Here is a 19,992-nt window from a genome sequence, read left to right on the forward strand (position 1 = left end):
TACGCAGAAACCTAAAGCGGTCTGGCAAGGCTTTTGTCATACGTACGTCTGTCGATTTTCTTTTTGTAAACAAAAATTTAGATAAAGAAAATCAAAAAAAATATGTCACCAGACAGGCGCGATCATGCATTTATCTGGTACTCAGTACGCATTCCTTTTTCCAACAAAAATTTCTCAAATTATGAAGCTTGTCTACACACTGCTATTCAACCGGTATGGGCGATGGTTAGTCGTTTGTTTTCTCTTTTTTATCAGTACAATAACTACGCAGGCTCAGGTAAAAGGGGTTGTGTTCCGAGACTTTGATTTGAACGGCGTTCGCTCCGACACCCTGCCGATTGAAGTGGGGCTATCGGGCGTTGTCGTGCTGGCTTTTGTCGATCAAAGTAAAACACCCGTATCGACTACAACAGCGGCCGATGGTTCGTATGCGTTTACTAGTAGTGACGTACCGGCAGGACTACCCGTTCGAATTGAATTCAGAAATTTCGCTTCGGGTGATTATAATGGGCCCTATGGAGCCGGTAGTGGCACCAGTGTTCAATTTACGAAAGCCCCGGCAGAACATATCAATCTGGGTGTTAACTATCCCGCCGACTACTGCCAGTCGAGCGGCTTAAAATTGGTAACGCCCTGTTACGTAAATGGAAATTCGCAAATTACTACCGATAAGGATGGCAATCCTGTTCCGGACGACAAACAGTCGGCTCGTGGCGATGCATTAGTCAGCTTTGCCTATGAATCCTCTGGTGTGGCCGGACCGGGTAATTTTATGCCTACCCACCTGGCATCGGCTAGCGAAGTAGGAACGATCTGGGCGCTTGCCTATCAGCGACGGAATAAAACTGTTTTCAGCGCTGCGGTTGTCAAGCGCCATGCAAGCTTTGGTCCCGCAGGCCCAGGCGGAATTTATAAAACAGACATCGTTACGGGTACGACCACGACATTTATGTCGGTTAGTGCCGTTGGTATCGACGTGGGCGAAGATCCACACCAGGACCCGCTGGCCAATCTGTTTGGCGATAAAACTCAGGCTAGTGCTGACCCCAGTTCGATGTCGGCTATGGGCCGTATGAGTTTCGGCGGTATGGATATGTCGGAGGACGATAAAACCCTCTATTTTGTTAATCTTAAAGATCGGAAAGTCTATGGTTTGTTGGTTGGTTCGCCAGCCGTTGCTCCTACGTCGGCAGCCGCCGTTAAGTCGTGGGATATTCCGAATCCGGGTTGTTCGAATGGCGATTTTCGCCCCTGGGCTTTGAAAGTGTACCATGGAGCAGTCTATGTCGGGGTCGTTTGCTCGGCCGAAACGTCGCAGTTGCAAAGTGACCTAAAAGCGACGATTTACCGATTTGACCCCAAGGCGGCTACGCCGGTATTTACAGAAGTACTTTCATTTCCACTTGATTTTCGCCGTGGCTCGGCCGACCTGACGGGCACCTGTATTCAATACGATCACTGGCTTCCGTGGACTGAAAACTGGCCTGCTGCCTGCGGTATCGGAGCCGATCCAAAATTCGTCATGTACCCACAGCCGATTTTGTCGGATCTGGCTTTTGACGACGATGGCTCCATGCTGATTGGCTTTCTGGATCGTTTTGGGCATCTCTCTGGCGTGGCTAACCATGACCCTAACGGCAATGGCTTATATGATGGCTTCACAGGTGGTGACCTGCTACGGGCGTACAACGATAATGGTACATTCCGACTGGAACAGAACGGGAAAGCGGGGAATCTGACAGGTTCAGGCGTTAGTAATAATGAAGGGCCTGGTGGTGGTGAATTTTATGGAAAAGATCGCTGGGTATTCTTCGGCAATGTAGCTCACGCAGAAGTTACAAACGGTGCCTTGACCAAAGTACCGGGTTATGATGATATTATAACCTCAGCATTCGACCCTATTACCGATGTGTATCAATCGGGCGGATTGAAGGTATTTAATGTTAAAACGGGAGCCGAAAGCCGGAATTACGTTTTATACACTATTAACCCTGGCTCATTTGGGAAAGCATCAGGGTTAGGCGATAATCAGCCACTTTGTGACCCGGCACCTGTCGAGATTGGTAATCGGTTGTGGTTTGATGATAACCGCGATGGTATTCAGGATGCGTATGAACCCGGTATCGACGGCATTGTGCTAACCCTGCACGATATGCAGGCAGGCGGAATTCAGATTGCTTCTCAGACAACTCATGACGGCGGTCAGTTTTATTTCAATAGTACCACAGTACCCGGCGGGCTCCAGTTTGGGCATAGCTATGAGATTCGGATGGATACGACTCAGTTACCGCTGCTGGACATAACACTGGCAGGTACCAAACCAATAACCCCAGCCGCTTCGGGTGGACGCTTGTCGGCACGCGGTGCCCGTCTGTCAGCGCCAACCTCACAACGCTATTACTCATTATCGCCAGCCAATCGTGGCAACTTCACGGATGCCGATCTCCGGGATTCTGATGCAAGTCTGGTTGGAGGATCGGCCGTAATTGCCGTAACGACGCTCGATGCCGGCCAGAATGACTTCACCAACGATTTATCAATTTATTCCTGCCCGCAGTTAAAAAACGAAAAGGATACCATTGCTGTCTGTACCGGGGCTCCAATTGACTCCATCGCTGCGGTTGGCAACTATTTCAGTCGTGTCGATTCGGTTCGGTTTGTTCTGTTCACAACTCCTCAATCGGGGACGGCTATGTATGGCAATACAGGCACTGTGCTGGGAACCATAAAACCCGATGCCAACAATCGGGCGGTTTTGCATAGCCCAGGTATCAATACGGCCAATACAACCGCCGACATATCCCGACAATACGTTTATGCGATCATTTATCCAACGCCTGAAAATCCAGCCTGTCGGCAGGCAGGCGAAACCGTTATCGAAATCACGCCAGCACTATCCGTAACGGCAGCCGGGGGCAAGTTGACCTGCTCTGTTAAGTCGGTAACGTTAACTGCACAAGCTTTGTATACCAATGGATCGGCGGCTCCCAATGCAATCTATTCATGGATAGGCCCCAATAGCTTTACAAGTGCGGTTCAAAACCCTGTTGTATCGGAAGCCGGTACATACACAGTAACAATCAGCAGCATCGATTGCCCTAATGCCTTTACAACAGCTACTGCCGTGGTGACAACTGATATCACCAAGCCTGTTCTGGAAGCCTTTGGAGCGGCACTGCCCTGTAAAGGTTGCACTGCGACCTTGTTTGCAGATGCCCCCGGAGCTACTTTATTCTGGACAGGCCCTAATTCATTTACCAGCACCGAAGCTGAGCCCGAAGTAACACTGGCGGGTGATTATACTGTCGTGGCTACGGGTGTAAATGGCTGTAAGGTCGATCTTTCCGTTGAAGTTCAGCCGGTTACCGACGACCCCTGCCCACCGTTATCCATCACCGCTACAGGTGGTAAATTAACCTGTTCGGTCTTATCGGTAACTCTTTCGGCACAAGCTAGTTTACAGGATGGGACCGTTCCGCCGAATCTGGTTTATAAATGGACGGGGCCAGCTAGCTTTACCAGTTCCAGCCAGAATCCAGGCATATCGGTACCCGGCAATTATACCGTAATCGCTTATACACTCGATTGCCCTGATGTAATTGCATCGACTACGGTGGTTGTAACGGCCGATACTGCCAAGCCCGTTCTGGAAGCATATGGAGCCGCTATACCCTGCAAAGGTTGTAGTGCGACTCTGTATGCCAATGCCCCGGGAGCTACGTTACTATGGAGTGGTCCAAATGGATTTACCAGCACCGAAGCTGAACCTGAAGTAACAGTAGCTGGCGATTATACTGTTGTAGCTACGGGAGCCAATGGCTGTAAGATTGATCTCACGGTTGAAGTATCACCACCGGATGGCGATGATCCCTGTACGGGCCGGGAACCAAAATGTTTGCCCATACTGGTTCGTCGGATCAAATAATTGATTGCACGACTCAATACATGAAATGGGGGTCTGTACATAGTATGTACAGACCCCCATTTCGTTTATCAATTATCGCTTGTACATCTATGGATATAATGTGCACTGTGCTTAGTTAGGAGTAGGATACATTAAGTTCACAGTTTGAATATCGGTTTGCGACAGGCCATTCCGCTGGCTGGTGAATGTTGACCCGTCTTTTTTAGTGATCGTAGGCAGTCCATTTTTGGAGAAATCGTATGAGCCATACATCATAACCGACCCGAAATCAAGGCCGCCTTCTGAATCGAAACCATCCGTACCCCGTTGCACATAGGTCTGAAAATCGGTTTCATAGCCTGTAATAATATTGCTCGTATTGATGTTCACGTAGGTATCACGATCAGCGCGGCTGTGTTCGTGCCAAAGGCCAATGGTATGGCCTATCTCATGAATAGTGTTGCCGGTGGTGCAGGCACTGGCCAGATTTACGTATTGCACACTACCCACATACCCAACATTCGCCGAGCACCCTGAGCCCGTCTGAAATAGCACATACCCTCGCTGCGTAGTTCGTTCAACAAATCGAATGGGCGTATTGGCTTCCCAATGGGCAATAGCATCCAGCACGCGCGACGGGTTGGGAAGGGAAGGACTGATGGAATAATAAACGATTTTATTAGGCCACCGCGAAGAGGCTTTCGTACGCCCCGTGCCCTCCACCTGTAAATCATCAGCCTGACGTAAATCATGCTCCGACAAAAGAATGTCGCTCTCAAAAACTGCCTGATCGCCGAACAACTGGTAAATCACGGTTTGCCCGTTGAGTTTGGCGCTCTGAATAGATCCCCGCTGATTTGGGAACGCTTCCTCGGGCCGGGTGCTGACAGACGTTGGCTTTACACTCTGTAAATCACGTTCAGAGACTTCTGGAGAGCAACCAATTGATAGTGTGATTAATGTGAAAAAAAGTGAATAGGATAGTTTGTTTTTCATAATTGTGCAGTATTAAGTTGTCGTGACCAAATAACAATAACGGCACAATAGATGTTATTATATATATTAAACGGTTAATATAACACCAGTTTCATTACTTATAAGTAACCACTAAAAAGTAGTATCTATATATGATTATCTTGTTTTTTTACGTATAAAATATACTCACAGCTATCATTTAATTTGTTTCTAATTGGTTAATCAGGGGACAGACCTAAGCGGCAGGAATTTTTGGGAAGTACTCTTCGTTGCTTTTTTAACTGTCACTACTTACGGTGGGGTGTAGGTCATTGGATTGATTAACCCAGATTTTCTTTAGCAAATCATGCAATTGTTCGACGTCATTATTGTTGGCGGTGGTCCTTGTGGGCTAGCGGCTGGTATCGAAGCAACCAAAGCGGGGTTGAGCCATTTAATTCTGGAGAAGGGAAGTCTTACGGAGTCGATTCGGCAGTATCCACGTCGGATGCGCTTTTTCTCGACAGCCGAAAATATTGAAATTGGTGGTCTCCCCTTTCCTATTTCGGATGTAAAAGCGAGCCGTAATGAGGCATTACAGTACTATCGGAAAGCGGCTGCCTATTATAAACTGAATTTTAACGTATTCCAGGAGGTTTGGGATGTTCAGAAACAGGACGACCTGTTTACCGTTACAACAACGACTGGCCAACAATATCAGGCTCGTAAAGTGATCATGGCAACGGGCTATTTCACCCGTCCGCGCTGGCTCAACATTCCCGGCGAAAATCTGCCACATGTATCGCATTATTACGACGAGCCCTTCAAATATTCGTTCACAAAAGTGGTCATCATCGGGGCCTCAAACTCGGCCGTTGAAGCAGCACTGGAGCTCTACCGGCATGACGTTGATGTAACGGTAGTGCATCGTGGCGAAGATTTTCGCAGCACAGTAAAATACTGGCTGGTTCCCGATGTAAAAAATCGGGTTAAAGAAGGAAAGATCAAGACGGTATTTAGCTGCTGTGTCACTCAAATCGATGAACATTCGGTAACTGTCAACGATCTGAAAACCGGTGAGGAGATTCGTTTACCGGCTGATTTCGTATTTATCCTGACGGGATACATCCCCGATGCTGATTTGCTGACTCGCTGCGGTATCGAGCTTAACCCCGAAACGCAGGTGCCCGTCTACAATAGGGATACGTTTGAAACCAATATTTCCGGCCTGTATGTATGTGGTACGGTGCTGGCTGGTATCTACACCGAAAAGGTATTCATCGAGAATGGGCGAGAACATGCCCAGGCTATTATTGACCACATCATGGGTAGGGAAGTCCATAAGGTGGCAGAGCTTATTCAGCGTATTTAACGACATTGAGTGATTGAGCGAGTTCGTGATTTGGCGGCTATAGCACTCAATCACGAACTCACTCAATGTGTTTAGTGAAGAGGCTTTACGGATACTTCTTTGAAATAAACGATGTCGTGCTCACCGTGATTCTGTAGGCCTATGTACCCCGAATTGGGCCGGATGCCCCGATAAGGCTCAAAGTCAAATTTACGGGGTGGCACTGGCCCGCCTTCCTGATAATCGGTTACTTTTACCCCATTGACATAAACGATTGTGCGGGGTCCATCCAACGTGATATCCATTGTATTCCACTGCGGACCGGGTTTACCGGGCTTGGCAAGGGGTTTGGTCAGCGAATAAAGAGTGCCTGTTACGTGGTATTCATCTTCGTCGGAGGTTTCGGGATGGTTGTCTATCTGCACTTCGTAGCCATAATGCACGGGCATCCATTCTTCGCGTGGCTCAACGGGAATTCGAATGAAAACGCCAGCATTACTATTCTCTTTCTGCATTTTATAGACCACACGTAAAGTGCAATTGCCGAATTTTTCTTTCGTGTAATATAGCAATCCCATACCGCCTTTTCCATGAATTAATCCCTTTTCGACCAGCATACTTCCTTTCCCAACGTGTTTCCAGCCTGTCAGATCTTTGCCGTTAAATAAAGGTCGCCAGCCTGCATTAGCTGTAGACTGAGTTGGTTGTGGGAGTCTGGAAAGAGAGGCATCTGTAGAAACGAAGGCCCCGCTTAGCAGAAGGAGGGCAATCAGAATTCCGTAAGGCATAGTCGTGGGTTTAATTACTTGGTCTATTTGATTGAGTAATAAGTTAAGGACAATGACGAATTTACTGTATAGACCCCTTATTAGTATTTTTAGGCTCATGGACACTTACTAAGGCTGGGTGCAGATAGACAGGATTTTACATTCGTTTGGGTATGTATACAGATTTACCACAACAGGACCGACGTTCGTTTTTCAAAATGGCTTTGGCAGGTACAGTCTGTGTGGCGGCTCCTGAGGGGTATGCTGGAACAGGATCGCTACCGCATTTACCGAGTCGGGTTCGGCTTAGCTGTAATCTCTATTCCTTCAATGAACCGTTGATGAGCAGGCAGATGACACTTGACGACGTGCTAGTCTACTGTGCAGAGCTGGGCTTTGATGCCGTTGACCCAACCGCTTATTACTTTCCAGGCTACCCGACTCCTCCCAATGATGCCTATTTGTATCAAATCAAGCAAAAAGCCTTTCGATTGGGGCTCGACATCAGCGGAACGGGTGTACGAAATGATTTTACCTTACCCGACGCTACCCGCCGAAAAGCCGAAGTGGATCTGGTGACGAAATGGACCGATGTGGCCGCGCGTCTGGGGGCTCCTGTTGTGCGGATTTTTGCAGGGCTAGGAAAAGAACTACCTGCCAACTACAACCGCGAAGAGGTAACCGGATGGGTGGTCGATTCGATTCGTGCGTGTACCGATTATGCAGCCAGCCGGGGGGTAATGATCGTATTACAAAACCATGCTGATTTTATCCAGACGGCCGATCATATACTGGACATCGTTCGTAAGGTTAACTCAAATTGGCTGGCGGTTAACCTGGACATTGGAAGCTTTAAAACTGGCGATCCTTACGCACAAATTGCTCGTGTGGCTCCTTATGCGGCAACGTGGCAACTCAAAGAAAACCTGTTTGTCGATGGCAGGGAAATACCTACCGATCTGGCACGTATTGTACGTATCGTGCGGGAGTCGGGTTATCGGGGTTATTTACCCATTGAGACACTTGGGAAAGGCGACCCTAAAGTAAAAGTGGCCGCTTTTTACGATAGGGTTAAAAAAGCATTAATGACGAACGGGTGAATAAATCTGCCTGTTACTTTTTGGCGTACGGTAAGATTATTATTGATCTTTAAGCAAAATTAACTAAACTAGTTGCCTTTTATTTCGTTAGAAGTAATAATGTCCCTAAAGACTTATATAGAAATCATTTAGTCCCTCATGACAACACAGAATCAACCGTTTGATGTTTTAGTAGTGGACGATGATCCATCTATTTACGACCTATTGCATATGGTAGGGCAGCGAGAGTTTTCTGAAGCTACCTTTAGAAGTGCTGCTACCCCTCAGGATGTGATCAATACAACCGATGAACAATTGCCTCATCTGGTCTTATTAGATATCGATTTTCATCAGGAAAAGGATGGGATTGATTGGCTACCTATGTTGCAAGCTCGCTTTCAGAAAAAAGTCCCTGTCGTTATTTTCTCGCAGTCTGATAGCCAGCAACATATCCAGCAAGCTTATCAGGCTGGTGCGGTCGCCTACACGCAGAAGCCCGATGAGCTGAGAGGGTGGAAAGACTATGTAGTAGCTATGAAGAAATTCTGGTACGAAACGGCCACCATTCCTCAATAAATAGACATTTCTACCCAGTAAAGCTTAAGATAGTTTGGGTAAAGACCAGGGCGCTCGATAATGGGCTTTGGTGAGTGCCTGGGCCGACGTATCACTTACGATACTGGCCTGCGTATCGTCCCAGATGAGCTTATGGCCAGTTCGATAGGCAATGTTGCCCAGATGCGAATGCAGGGCTACATTGCGGCCAGCTTCTGCCGGGCAATTCGGTTGCTGTCTCGATCGAATGCATTCCAGAAAATTTCGGGTGTGGGTGTCCAGATCACTGCCATTGCCATACTGAATCGGTTGGGCAGGGGCCAGATATCGTCCCTGTTCTACTTCAGGTAGTACTTCCCATTTTCCCCGGTCAATCACCACGGTGCCCAGGTTACCAATAAACGCTACGCCATGATCGCGATCGTAGGGGCCACGCATCGTTCCCAGCGACTGTTCCCACAGGATTGAAAACTGACCATAATCATACACAACCTGCATGGTGTCGGGCGTATCGCCATCGTGATCGGGAAAACCAAATTTGCCTCCCGTAGCGACGACCGATTTGGGTGCGGTCACGTTCATGCCCCAAAGGGCAATGTCGATCATGTGAGCTCCCCAGTCGGTCATTAATCCTCCAGCATAATCCCAGTAATAGCGAAAGGTGCCGTGAAACCGATTTCGGTTGAATGGACGACCTGGCGCCGGACCCAGCCACATATCATAATCGACACCGGCAGGTACAGGCTCGTCTGGGCGGGGTGGAAATTCTTTGCCATAACTCATGAACGCCCAGGTTTTCACCGATCGAACCCGACCGATTTTTCCTGACTGAACGTAGTCCAGTGCCGCTTTCCAATGGGCGCCACTCCGCTGCCATTGCCCTACCTGAACAATCCGATTATAGCGCCTGGCGGCTGCTACAATCAGGTTACACTCGTCAATGGTCGTGGCCAGTGGCTTTTCAACGTATACATCTTTCCCGGCCTGGCAGGCATATACGGCTGGCAGACAATGCCAATGATCGGGCGTACCTACGATGACCGCATCAACTGTTTTATCGTCGATCAATTTTCGGAAATCGTTGTATAGCGTAACTTTTTTACCCGTTTGTTTCTCTAGCTCATCCGACCGCTTTTTCAGTACGTTGCTGTCTACGTCGCAAAGGGCAACGCAAACAGCACCGGGATTTTTGAGCATCGACGTCAGATCTGCCCATCCCATGCTGTTAACACCAATCAACCCGATACGGATCGTATCGGATGGAGCTGCTGAACGGCTTATTTCGGGTAGCGTGGCCGACAGACCTAGCCCTGCCGCCAGCTGCGTTGACTGGTGAAGAAAATCGCGTCTTGATGAAGGCATTTTGTTAAAGTAGAAAAGGCTAAGGGCCACCTAAAAAAGGCAACAACAAATCGAAACTACTACCGCTATGAACTGCGATTATTCAGTGGCTGTGTATCGACAACTGTCTGACCTATTACGACGCAAAACGGGCAATATCCTGAACCGAATATTGCCCAATAATGAACAGTGAAAATGAAGTAGCTTATTGGAACAACCGATCGACTAATTGCTCCCGACTTAACCCAAAATGATCGGCTACATCTGACAAGATTTTATTTAATGTACCAAGCCTGACCGGATTATGTTTGGGAACAGTTAGATGGTGGGTACCATTGCGTACAGTGGTTAGCCGGAGATGACTCCCTGCTTGCCGGGTCTGTTCGTAGCCGAAATGCTTTTCTAATAATTTGATAAGTGATTCACCTTTGAGATCGCGAGGTGTTTTCATGAAGATATCAGCTCAATAGCTGAAATAGGCAGCACAATCAGCCCCTTTGACGTGCAAGTATGACGTAAATGTACATATAATTCACACCAAACTCAGGACTTCATCTTTCACGAAATGCAAATGGGCGATTTGTGGAGCTTGTCCTTCATCAAAATGGCAAATAGTTGCTTCCCGAATATTTGCTTTCAGTTCGTCCAATGTGTCGGCCTCCGTAACAATGGATTGGCCAATTGCCGACGCAATATAGCCTCCCTCGTCTGCTTCCTCAATTAGAAAAAAGATTTCTTTCATGTAATCAGAGAGCCGGGCCATCGAAACGGCTCTCTGACAAATATAACGAATAATTCTAAACCGGGTACTGCCACTCGCCACGATAAGCACGGCTGAGTAATTTGTTGGCTTCGGGGTCGTTCGGGATCTGACTGCCATCCCATTCAACGCTTCGGCCAAGTTTTAACGATAGCATTCCCAGCAGGGCCATGTTCGTAGAGCGATGACCAATCTCGATGTCGCAAACAGGAAGTTTGTTGGATTTGATGCTTTGCAGGAAGTTGGCCCAGAGTAAGGCAATGTTCTGGTCATCGGGTTTATCCAGTTGAGCGTCCTGATGGATGATCGGCTTTTTAGAATCAGCCGGATAGAATGTCCAGCCATCGAGCCAGCCCATATGGAAAGTCCCTTCGGTCCCGTAGAAATAGACGCCCACGGCCTGTTGAGGATGAGTTTTCTCTGCGTTATTACCTGCAAAGGTCCGGTGTTCCCAAACAGCCGTGAAATTTTCGAATTCGAACGTAGCCACCTGATGGTCAGGTGCATCGCTATTGTCCTGTTTGATCGCTCGTCCGCCGGTTGAGTATACCTTGCGCGGATGTTTTTCTTCGGTTATCCACAAAATCTGGTCCATCCAGTGGATACCCCAGTCGCCAAGGGTTCCATTCGCATAATTCAAAAAATTACGCCAGCTTCTGGGATGCATGGCTTTATTGTAGGCATGAAGTGGGGCAGGGCCGCACCACATATTCCAGTCAATTTCTGGCGGAGTTTCGCTATCGGGCGTAGGTTGTCCGGCGCCCCCTGCATAATGGACGAAAGCCCGCGCCATGCCGATTTTGCCCGCTTTGCCTGATCTTAAGAATTCCATACCCGAGACATTATGGGGCGATACCCGGCGGTGCATCCCTACCTGACAGATTCGACCCGTTTGTCGGGCTGCTTTTACCATCGCCTTGCCTTCGTTGATGGTATGGCTAATGGGCTTTTCGACGTACACATGGGCTCCTGCCTGCATGGCGGCAATAGCAGCCAATGGATGCCAGTGGTCGGGCGTGGCTACAATCACAATCTGGGGCTTTTCAGCGGCCAGCATTTCCCGGTAATCACGGTACAGCTTTGGCTTATCGGTGGTGAGCTTGTTCAGTTCTTCGCTTGTTTTCTGAAGCTGGCGGCTATCCACGTCACACAGAGCTACTATTTTCGATTCGCCCGCCTGTACGGCACAACGCAGAATATTATTCCCCCACCATCCGGCACCGATCAGGGCAGTACGGTATTTCTGGGCAGGCTGACGGGTAATAAACGCCCGCACTTGGGTAGGGTCGGTAATGAGGGTAGCACCGGCAAGAGCAGACGTTTTCAGGAAATCGGAGCGGTTCATCGGAAGCAAGGTTTCAGTTAGGTCAGAATCAGCCCGGTAGGCAGGCCTTCTATTTATTAAAGCTGAACCTTCTGTTTTTTTACCGTCAATTTTATAACCCTGATAGTACTGGTCGGCCTCCCAGCGCTTCCAAAAGAAGAAAAGTAATGGCTACGGTATATAAAACGGTAAACAGGAAAACCTGAGCTGGCCGTCGGGCAATGTAGTAGCCAAACAAGGGAATCAATTGAAGCGCATGCATACCGAAAAAATGAGCAATGCGTAAATCACCAAATTGGGTAGACCAGTTGGTGATAGGCCATCCTGCCCCCCCATCGGTGCCTCCTACCGTGTGGCTGAGCCGGGTAGCCATGATAAACCCCTCAAATGCAAACACAACAAACAGTAAAATACCTAACCGAATGGCCCACAGATAGCTTGTTGCCAGCGGATTGGTGTGAATACGAAAAAAGAGATAACCAATATAAGCCGTCCAGCCGGTAAGCACCGTAATTGCTATCCCCATTATACTGAATAGCATGCCATCAACAGGTGAGCTGACGTTGAAATGCGACAGCTTTCCCAGGGTTGCCTGTGCCGTTATAATAATGAGTTCGATAGTCATCGCCACAACCACTACCCAGCTATAAATCGCCACATTACGAGTCGGAGGCAGGTAGCCTGTATACCAGGCCATTGTCCAGCAGAACACCGTAATCGACACAAAGAACTTCATGGGCTTAATAAATGCATTGATTCCCAGCACCTGCACATGGGTAGTCAGCGCGAGAATAGCACAAACGAATGTACCAATCAGGCATAGCCAGCCGAAGGAATAGAGCAGGCTATTTCGCTTCTTAAGAATTTCCAGAAAATAGCTCATGTGCAGATCGGTTCAATTGTGCGTATGGCCCCTCATAAACTGAACGATACAAACGCTGACAAGTTTTTGTCTACTCCTTAAAATGCGATTAGATTGATAGCTGACGCGTCCGAATCAACCGAATAATCCAGTATATGAGCAACCCGACCGGCCCGAGCATAAAACAGAAAAACAGCGGAATTACGATGAGCCAATGTGGAATGCTTTTCTCCTGTGCATCCCGCACGATAACACTGCCAACGACCAGATCGAAGGCGAGGTAATGCACCCAGGCAGCCAGTATAACTCCACTGCTTCCGGTGGCAAATAGCCGTTTGATACCCGCCAGTGATCCGAAAGCGCCAAAATCAATAGTGCCGTCGCTAAACAGGTAAACGAGATAAATAACAGCAATACACACCGGAATCAGGTAGCTGTTCATCAGCCAGCGCGTTACGCTCCAGCGTGGGGCAAAGGCCATCAGCAACCACTGAGGCAGCACAAGCGTACTCGCGATCTGAAAAGCGGTTTCGGGCGACATGAGTAGTTAACCGGTTACAGTTTGCAGTGGCTGAAGAACCCTATATCGGCTATATCAGCCACTGCAAACCGAAAATTTATTGAGTAACTTTTGCCTGGCCCAGTACTCGCAGGAGATTGCCGCCCCAAATTTTAGCGATGTCGGCTTCTGAGTAGTTACGGCGAACCAGTTCGGCAGTCAGGTTCTCGATCTGACTCACATCTTCCAGGCCATTGACACCCCCACCCCCATCGAAATCGGAACCAATACCAACGTGGTCGATGCCGACCAGTTTAACAATATGATCGATGTGATCGGCGATGTCGGACAGGCTGGCCCGCTCTGATGCATATACTTTAGAGACCGAATCACTCATAGCCTGAATACGGGCTTCCATTTCTGGTGTTGATACTTTACCAACCCGCGACATTCGTATTTTGGTTTTAGCCGCCCGGTGTTCATCCGACGGTTTTTTCAGGTAATCGCTCACAAAATTGACCTGTACTACACCACCTTTGGCTGCCAGCGCCTTAATCATGTCATCGGTCATGTTACGCGGGAAATCGCAAATGGCCCGACAGTTCGAGTGAGAAGCAATCATGGGCGCTTTCGACAGAGCCAGCGCATCGTAGAAGGTACTATCGGCCACGTGCGACACGTCGATCAGAATACCCAGCCGGTTCATTTCAGCTACGACTTTTTTACCAAACTCGCTCAATCCACCATACATCGGCCCGTCAGGGTCAGTCGATGAATCGCCGATCAGGTTGTTGGCAAAGTGCGTAAGGGTAATGTAGCGAGCGCCCAGGTCATAATACTTCTGGAGCATCGACAGGTCATCACCGACGGGATAGCCATTTTCCATACCGATAAATACCGCTCGTTTGCCCGCTTTCTGAATCCGGTAGGCATCAGCCGGAGAGGTGGCTAATTCGGCCAGATTTGGGTATTTTTTCAGAGCCTGATGAATCAGATCGAACTGGTTCAGCGCATCACGTTTTGCATCGGCATGGCCTTCGGGTGTGCGCGGCCCCTGCGAGGTATATACAGCAAAGAACATGGCATCCATTCCGCCCTGTTTCATCCGCGGAAAATCGATCTGCGATTGATCCCGTTTGGTATCGTGCGTCTGGCCAACATCGAAGCCATCTTTTTTCATCATGATCGGCGCATCGGCATGCGTATCGAGCGTCAGCACGCGCTGATGAATCTTATGAACTTTTTTCGCCACGGGATCATCGCCACCGGAAGGATGAGGGGTCATGAAATTCAGGGCAAGCAGTGCAGGCAAAGCTATTGGAAGCATAATCAGTCAAGTTGTATAGAGAAGAAGAGGATTGTTTCGAAACTACACATTGCCCTTGGAAATGACAAACTTTCGACGGAAACCTACTGTTATGGCACTACCTTTGTACGAAGACTAATTTTGAATGATAGAGTGATTGAATGACTGAATAAATAGCGTATACACTTATTCGATCATTCAATCACTCTATCATTCAATCATTAAAAGATGGCTGTTGTTCCTTATAAAGATAAAGATACGTCGAAGCGCGAACAGGTTGCTGAGATGTTTGATAGTATTTCGCCGAAGTATGATTTACTGAATCACGTACTGAGCGGGGGTATTGATATCCTCTGGCGTAAACGGGCGATTCGCGAATTAAAGCCGTACGCTCCAAAAACGATTCTGGACATTGCTACCGGTACCGGCGATTTTGCCCTCGAAGCCCTGGCGTTGAAGCCAAAAAAAATTATCGGCGTCGATATTTCGGAAGGCATGCTATCGATCGGGCGCGAAAAAATGAAGAAACGCGGTGTCGATTCTGTTATTGACCTGCGTACGGGCGATTCGGAACGTTTACCCTTTGCAGACAATGAATTCGATGCCGTCATCGTTTCGTTTGGTGTACGCAATTTCGAGAATCTGCTCAAAGGCTTAACCGACATGCACCGTGTAACACGTCCGGGTGGGGTTTGTGTAGTACTGGAATTTTCGAATCCACGTCAGTTTCCGTTTAAACAACTTTATTCGTTTTACTCCCGAACTATTCTGCCGCTCATTGGGCGCGTAGTAAGCAAAGACGCATCGGCCTATACCTACCTGCCCGAATCGGTGCAGGCTTTTCCCGACGGTCCTGACTTTCTGCGAATTTATGAAGCAGCCGGATTTACAACTACCAAATGGATACCGCTTACTTTTGGCGTTGCCTCAATTTACATAGGTCACAAGCAGGCTTAGCCGCTATGAATTGGATAAGCCGAACAGGACCAGGTTTAAGCCTGGCTATTGTTCTAAGCATTTTGCTGACAGCGCAGAGCCAGGCACAGACATCGTACAAATACGTTCGAAAACACCTCGAACGCTACGACGAAAAGGAGATTCATTACGGGTTTTTCTTTGCAGCTCCGGTCACACGATTCAGCGTAACCTACAGCCCTGAGTTTATGACGGCCGACTCAGCCTACCGAATTCACTCGCCCAATAAACCCGCTTTTCGAGTTGGTGGGATCATCAATCTCTTTCTCGACGATCGATTTGACCTCCGCTTTACGCCGTCGGTATCCCTGTTTAGCCGGGAAGTACATTACGACTATCCGGGTGGTACTTCCAAAACCGAAACCCGCGAGTCGACCTGGGTCGATTTTCCCCTATTACTCAAATACAAATCCGAACGGCGCAACAATACACGTATGTATCTGCTGGCTGGTGGAACGTTTAGCATCGAAAGTAATGTGCGACGCAAAGAGCTTCAGGGCGCTAGTCGGCTGAGTACCGGAACGATGGATTTTGCGATTGAATACGGTATTGGTCTGGAACAATTCTTTGAATACTTCAAGCTGGCCCCTGAACTACGCTTTTCGCATGGTCTTGTCAATCTCTTTAATCCAACCAATAATGCGGCTGGTGTTGGTATCAGTAAGTTGACCACACATTCGGTTACCTTATTTCTAAATTTCGAATAGACTATTTACGCTAAATAAAAGCGGATCATCGACGTGCGTTGTGATCCGCTTTTTTGTTATCGAATCAGCAAAGAGCTTAATCTATATTTCGCTAAAACAAAGATTGCCTATAAATTATTTTACAATTTCTGTTATATGTAGAATATTGTTTAATAACTATCCATCAATACACTTAATTTAGCAGATGTGGTATTGTATTGTCTTTTACTCCTCTCCTAAGGCTTACTCACGCATCATGACTAAACTACGCATATACTACCAAACCTGTTTTTTACTCCTTATCTGGGCACTGAATCCGGCCGACATCACATCGGTAAAGGCGGAAATAGTTGCCGATTCGATCCGGGTTACGGTTAGAGAAGGGACTAATATGGCCGCCGATCTGTCGCCCGATAAGAAAACAATCGTTATTGATTTACAGGGCACACTCTGGTTATTACCGGCAGTGGGGGGCACCGCCAAACCCATTACCGATGCCTTGGGCGATTGTCGGCAACCGAGTTGGTCACCTGATGGCACCCAGATTGCGTTTCATGCCTTTTGGGATGGCCGCTATCATATCTGGACAGTATCAAAGACCGGCGGAAAACCTCGTCAACTAACCAGCGGATTATCCGACGACCGCGAGCCGCACTGGTCGCCCGACGGCAAAGCAATTGTTTTTTCGTCGGATCGGAGCGGTAATTACGACATCTGGCAGCTAACCCTGGCCGATGGGAAACTCACCCAGCTTACGACCAATACGGCCAACGACTTCAACCCAGCTTTTGCTCCCGATGGAAAACAGATTGCCTTTATCTCCGACCGGACCGATGCGCCCGGCGTGTACACACTAACGCCCGGACGCACAGAAAAACTAATTTCAGCCTCCAACGACAAGCTGGCAAGCCCCTCCTGGCAACCCGATGGAGCAATGCTTTACTATAACCTGCTCAACAAATCACAGAGTGGCTTAGCAGCAGTCAGTTCACAGTCGGGTTCAGCAACGATCCTGACCGAAACGGCTGAAGATGTATTTCCCTTTCGATTAGCCTGGTTTTCGACCGAGGAATATCTATACACGGCTGATGGCCTCCTAAAACGGTGTAAAATCGGGAATAAAACGGCACAGACTATTCCATTTCAAGCTATTATCTCCCTACCTCGCAACACCTACAAACGAAAAACGTACGACTTCGATACAAAAGACCCGCAGCCGGTACTGGGTATCAAAGGGCCCGCGATTTCACCCGATGGGAAACAGATTGCCTTTGCCGCCCTGGGCGACATCTGGCTACTCACCAAAGGCAATAAAAAGCCTAAACCATTGACCAGTGGCTCGTCTATGGAAGTAGACCCTGCCTGGTCGCCCGATGGGACCAAACTAACGTATGCATCGGATCGAAACGGAACAATGGATATATGGATTCACGATCTGAAAACGGGGCAGGAAAAATGCCTCGTCGATATGGCCGAAGATCTTCACTTTCCAACCTGGTCGCCCGATGGCAGCAAAATCGCTTTCTACCAAAGTGACCCACGTAACGCCTGGGGGCGCAGTACACTGTATACGGCCGACGTTACCTACACGGCTGATGTTAATACGCCCAAAACGCAGAAAGTTCACGAGTCGGTGTTTGTACCTAGTCAGGCAAGTTGGTCGCCCGATGGGAAAACGATTGCGGTCTCGGCCCTGCATCCCTATTCGTCGCGGTATCGGGAAGGCGTCAGCGAAGTGCTGCTGATTTCATTCGATGGTAAAAATGATCGGTATGTATCGCCCGCACCCGGCCATAGCTTGGGGACGCGCAGCAAAAACGGCCCCGTTTGGTCGCCCGACGGCACACAGATGGCCTATATTCTGGATGGCTTACTCTGGGTGACGGCGGTTTCGCCCGATGGTGCGCCGGTTGGCCAACCGCGTCAATTAACAACGGAGCAGGCCGAGGCTCCAACCTGGACAGGCGATTCGAAACATCTGTTATTTCTGGCTACTGAGGTGTTGAAAGAAGTGTCGCTGGCTGACGGCCATATCGAAGCTATTCCAATGGAATTGACCTGGAAGCTGAATCAACCTACTGGTCAGACAGTCGTTCACGCCGGGCGTCTGTTTGATGGTCGTTCCAATACGTATCGACAGAACGTAGACATCCTGATCGACGGGCATCGGATTAAAGCCATTCTTCCACATCAGGTGGGTCGTCCAGGAAAATTGATTGATGCCTCTGACAAAACAGTCATTCCCGGTTTATTCGAGATGCACACCCACCAGCACGCCATGACGGGCGAGCGTTTGGGGCGTTTATGGCTATCATATGGCATTACTTCGATTCGCGAACCCGGTGCCGACCCATATGACGCCCTCGAACGGAAAGAATCATGGGCCAGCGGGGCACGTATGGGACCAAGGCAATTTTTTACAGGTGGCCTGACCGATGGAACCCGGATTTATTACGGAGCCGCCACAAGCATCAATTCCGACGAGCAGCTTGACCGAGAACTAAATCGTGCCGTTCGACTCGGCTATGACTTAATCAAAACCTATGTTCGCATGCCCGATGCCATGCAGCAACGTATCACGACCTTCGCTCATGCACATGGACTGCCCGTATCGTCACATGAAATTTTCCCAGCGATGCGCTACGATGTCGACGCAGTTGAACACATTGGTGGAACCAGCCGACGTGGGTATTCGCCAAAGATTACGGCCATGAACCGGAGCTACCAAGATGTTATTGAGCTGTTGGCAAAATCAGGGATGAACATTACCCCTACCGCTTCGTTGCAGGGTGGTTTCTTCGTGATGAGTTCAAAAAATCCAGCGCTTAATGAGAACCTACAATACAAAACGTTCTTTAGCGAAGACTTTCGAAATTCGCTTCAGGCCGGAGCTGCCCAGATCACGAAAATCAATCCGGGTTATTTAACTAACTTCGGCAGCTTACAACAAGGTGTCAAGAAATTGATTGCAGCAGGCGCTCATGTCACGACAGGTACTGATAGCCCCTTCGTTCCGTATGGCTTAAGCCTCCATACTGAGTTGCAATCCTTCGTTGATGCCGGACTCACCCCCTACGAAGCTTTACGATCTGCAACGCTCTGGGCGGCAGAAACGGTTGGGGTCAGTAAAGACCTGGGGTCAATAGAGCCTGGTAAGTTGGCCGATCTGGTCATTGTAAAGGGCGATCCACTCCAGACGGTTCAGGATGCCCTCAATGTGGAGCAGGTAATTAAAAATGGCGAAATTTTTCCGATAAACCACCTGTTAAAACCCCATTGATTGTCAGTTTATTGGCCCTGACCTGAGAAAAAACCGTACTATTTTTCAAATATTTCTCAGTATTTACTTGCAAAACGGCGAAATAGCCTGTTATATTTGCACTCCCAAACAACGGGAACTAAAGGGAGTTTAGCTCAGCTGGTTCAGAGCATCTGCCTTACAAGCAGAGGGTCGGCGGTTCGAACCCGTCAACTCCCACAAAAAAAGAAAAAACCTTCAAAACGATAAGTTTTGAAGGTTTTTTTACTTTACAGACTTACTTACATTAGCATATTGAGGATCAAGGCCAATACTTGTGGAGGGCGTTGTATTTTTCTAGGTTTGTGGCTTCACCCAAGTCTAGCTCATT

Annotated in this window: 16 protein-coding genes and 1 tRNA gene; 8 read left to right on the forward strand and 9 right to left on the reverse strand. The window is 48.5% G+C overall.

Features of this window, described 5'->3' with window-relative positions:
• The first annotated feature begins 181 nt into the window (after window positions 1–181).
• The gene (locus BGO59_RS24665; RefSeq protein ID WP_293687825.1) at window positions 182–3,925 is read left to right on the forward strand and encodes an SdrD B-like domain-containing protein; all 3,744 of its coding nucleotides are present in this window, start codon (window positions 182–184) and stop codon (window positions 3,923–3,925) included.
• A gap of 111 nt (window positions 3,926–4,036) precedes the next feature.
• Here the strand turns inward: BGO59_RS24665 and BGO59_RS24670 are convergent, their stop codons facing one another.
• The gene (locus BGO59_RS24670) at window positions 4,037–4,900 is read right to left on the reverse strand and encodes a M12 family metallopeptidase (RefSeq protein WP_293687827.1); all 864 of its coding nucleotides are present in this window, start codon (window positions 4,898–4,900) and stop codon (window positions 4,037–4,039) included.
• A gap of 325 nt (window positions 4,901–5,225) precedes the next feature.
• On the opposite strand from BGO59_RS24670, the gene BGO59_RS24675 reads away from it, so the two are divergent.
• Window positions 5,226–6,230 (forward strand): YpdA family putative bacillithiol disulfide reductase, encoded by a 1,005-nt coding sequence (locus BGO59_RS24675; RefSeq protein WP_293687829.1) that lies wholly within the window; start codon window positions 5,226–5,228, stop codon window positions 6,228–6,230.
• 71 nt (window positions 6,231–6,301) lie between these two features.
• Here the strand turns inward: BGO59_RS24675 and BGO59_RS24680 are convergent, their stop codons facing one another.
• Window positions 6,302–6,997, reverse strand: coding sequence for a DUF1080 domain-containing protein (locus BGO59_RS24680; RefSeq protein WP_293687831.1), 696 nt, complete (start codon window positions 6,995–6,997; stop codon window positions 6,302–6,304).
• A 152-nt stretch (window positions 6,998–7,149) separates the two neighbouring features.
• On the opposite strand from BGO59_RS24680, the gene BGO59_RS24685 reads away from it, so the two are divergent.
• A complete protein-coding gene (locus BGO59_RS24685; RefSeq protein WP_293687833.1) occupies window positions 7,150–8,076 on the forward strand; it encodes a sugar phosphate isomerase/epimerase in 927 nt (308 codons plus the stop codon).
• A gap of 138 nt (window positions 8,077–8,214) precedes the next feature.
• On the forward strand, window positions 8,215–8,631 hold the full coding sequence (locus BGO59_RS24690; protein WP_293687834.1) for a response regulator: 417 nt from the start codon (window positions 8,215–8,217) through the stop codon (window positions 8,629–8,631).
• 24 nt (window positions 8,632–8,655) lie between these two features.
• On the opposite strand, the gene BGO59_RS24695 is transcribed toward BGO59_RS24690, so the two are convergent.
• The 7 genes from BGO59_RS24695 to BGO59_RS24725 form a co-directional block, all read right to left on the reverse strand.
• Window positions 8,656–9,972, reverse strand: a complete 1,317-nt coding sequence (locus BGO59_RS24695; RefSeq protein WP_293687836.1) for a Gfo/Idh/MocA family oxidoreductase — start codon at window positions 9,970–9,972, stop codon at window positions 8,656–8,658.
• Between the two features lie 184 nt (window positions 9,973–10,156).
• Window positions 10,157–10,402, reverse strand: coding sequence for a type II toxin-antitoxin system HicA family toxin (locus tag BGO59_RS24700; RefSeq protein WP_293687838.1), 246 nt, complete (start codon window positions 10,400–10,402; stop codon window positions 10,157–10,159).
• Between the two features lie 81 nt (window positions 10,403–10,483).
• Entirely contained in the window at window positions 10,484–10,693 is a 210-nt protein-coding gene (locus tag BGO59_RS24705) for a 2-oxoisovalerate dehydrogenase (protein ID WP_293687840.1), read from the reverse strand.
• A gap of 55 nt (window positions 10,694–10,748) precedes the next feature.
• Complete coding sequence (locus tag BGO59_RS24710) at window positions 10,749–12,056, reverse strand: Gfo/Idh/MocA family oxidoreductase (RefSeq protein ID WP_293687842.1); 1,308 nt, start codon at window positions 12,054–12,056, stop codon at window positions 10,749–10,751.
• A gap of 91 nt (window positions 12,057–12,147) precedes the next feature.
• A complete protein-coding gene (locus tag BGO59_RS24715; protein WP_293687843.1) occupies window positions 12,148–12,918 on the reverse strand; it encodes a hypothetical protein in 771 nt (256 codons plus the stop codon).
• Window positions 12,919–13,006: 88 nt separating this feature from the next.
• A complete protein-coding gene (locus BGO59_RS24720) occupies window positions 13,007–13,438 on the reverse strand; it encodes an ABA4-like family protein (protein WP_293687845.1) in 432 nt (143 codons plus the stop codon).
• Between the two features lie 76 nt (window positions 13,439–13,514).
• Window positions 13,515–14,723: a dipeptidase gene (locus BGO59_RS24725; protein ID WP_293687847.1), complete on the reverse strand. Its 1,209-nt coding sequence runs from the start codon at window positions 14,721–14,723 to the stop codon at window positions 13,515–13,517.
• 207 nt (window positions 14,724–14,930) lie between these two features.
• Between BGO59_RS24725 and ubiE the strand changes: the two genes are divergently transcribed.
• The 4 genes from ubiE (at window position 14,931) to BGO59_RS24745 (ending at window position 19,841) form a co-directional block, all read left to right on the forward strand.
• Window positions 14,931–15,659 carry a bifunctional demethylmenaquinone methyltransferase/2-methoxy-6-polyprenyl-1,4-benzoquinol methylase UbiE gene (ubiE, locus tag BGO59_RS24730; RefSeq protein WP_080054455.1) on the forward strand — a complete coding sequence of 243 codons (729 nt, stop codon included), beginning with the start codon at window positions 14,931–14,933 and terminating at the stop codon, window positions 15,657–15,659.
• A gap of 5 nt (window positions 15,660–15,664) precedes the next feature.
• On the forward strand, window positions 15,665–16,384 hold the full coding sequence (locus BGO59_RS24735) for a porin family protein (RefSeq protein ID WP_293687854.1): 720 nt from the start codon (window positions 15,665–15,667) through the stop codon (window positions 16,382–16,384).
• Between the two features lie 235 nt (window positions 16,385–16,619).
• Entirely contained in the window at window positions 16,620–19,643 is a 3,024-nt protein-coding gene (locus tag BGO59_RS24740; protein ID WP_293687857.1) for an amidohydrolase family protein, read from the forward strand.
• A gap of 123 nt (window positions 19,644–19,766) precedes the next feature.
• Window positions 19,767–19,841: transfer RNA gene (locus BGO59_RS24745), tRNA-Val, on the forward strand.
• Window positions 19,842–19,992 lie beyond the last annotated feature (151 nt).

The sequence above is a fragment of the Spirosoma sp. 48-14 genome (assembly GCF_001898575.1).
Taxonomy (GTDB): domain Bacteria; phylum Bacteroidota; class Bacteroidia; order Cytophagales; family Spirosomataceae; genus Spirosoma.